The sequence below is a fragment of the Mucilaginibacter sp. genome (assembly GCF_041663085.1).
Classification (GTDB): domain Bacteria; phylum Bacteroidota; class Bacteroidia; order Sphingobacteriales; family Sphingobacteriaceae; genus Mucilaginibacter.
Genome location: NZ_JBAZRC010000128.1, coordinates 1 through 1,045 on the forward strand (window position 1 = coordinate 1; position 1,045 = coordinate 1,045).

General features: G+C 55.0%; 1 protein-coding gene. It reads left to right on the plus strand.

All coding sequences use genetic code 11. From position 1 onward, the window contains the following. Positions 1-1,045 (plus strand): RtcB family protein (locus tag WC615_RS18425; RefSeq protein WP_372979535.1); only part of this gene is annotated, 1,045 nt, incomplete at both ends.

Genomic DNA, 1,045 nt, shown 5'->3' on the forward strand with positions numbered 1-1,045 from the left:
AGCCGATTTCCCGGTGTGGGGACTGCAGCATATTGAAGTTGGCGCGCTGGCACAGATGCGTACCGCCATACAATTACCCATTGCGGTAGCCGGCGCGCTGATGCCCGATGCGCACCAGGGTTACGGCCTGCCTATTGGCGGGGTGCTGGCCACTACGGCCAATACCATTATACCTTTTGCGGTGGGCGTGGATATTGCCTGCCGCATGTGTTTAAGCATATTCGACCTGCCTGCCGAAGCTGTGGATACCGAAACCGACAAGCTGAAGACCATTTTGGTTGATAACACCTACTTCGGGATGGGTTGTACCACCAAATCGTACTTCGATAGCTCGTTGTTTGATAGCAAAACATGGGGCGAAACCAAGGTGATCCGTTCTCTTAAAGATAAGGCCTATGCGCAACTGGGTACCAGCGGTACCGGCAACCACTTTGTGGAATGGGGCGAGCTGACCATAGGTGATGACGCTTTAAACAACATCCCTGCCGGGCGCTATTTGGCGCTCCTGTCGCACTCCGGCTCTCGTGGCTTTGGCGGTACCGTGGCAAACCATTACAGCAAAATAGCCATGACCAAAACCAAACTCCCTGCCGAAGCCAAACATTTGGCCTGGCTGGACCTGGATAAAGACGAGGGACAGGAATACTGGATAGCCATGAACCTGGCAGGCGAATATGCCAGCGCCAATCATCACGAGATCCATAACAAAATTGCGCGCGCCCTGGGTGTTAAACCCATTGCCGTGGTAGAGAACCACCACAACTTTGCCTGGAAAGAGCAACTGGCCGATGGTACAGAAGTAATGGTGCACCGTAAAGGCGCCACCCCGGCCGGCGAAGGTGTGTTGGGCATCATCCCCGGCAGCATGAGTACGCCCGGCTTTTTGGTGCGTGGTAAAGGCGATGTAGCCAGCATTAACTCGGCCAGCCACGGTGCGGGGCGGTTAATGAGCCGTAGCGCAGCCTTTAAAACGTTAGACCCGGCCGCTATTGCCGCCAACCTGATAGACAAGCGCATTACCCTAATGGGCAGCGATATGGACGAA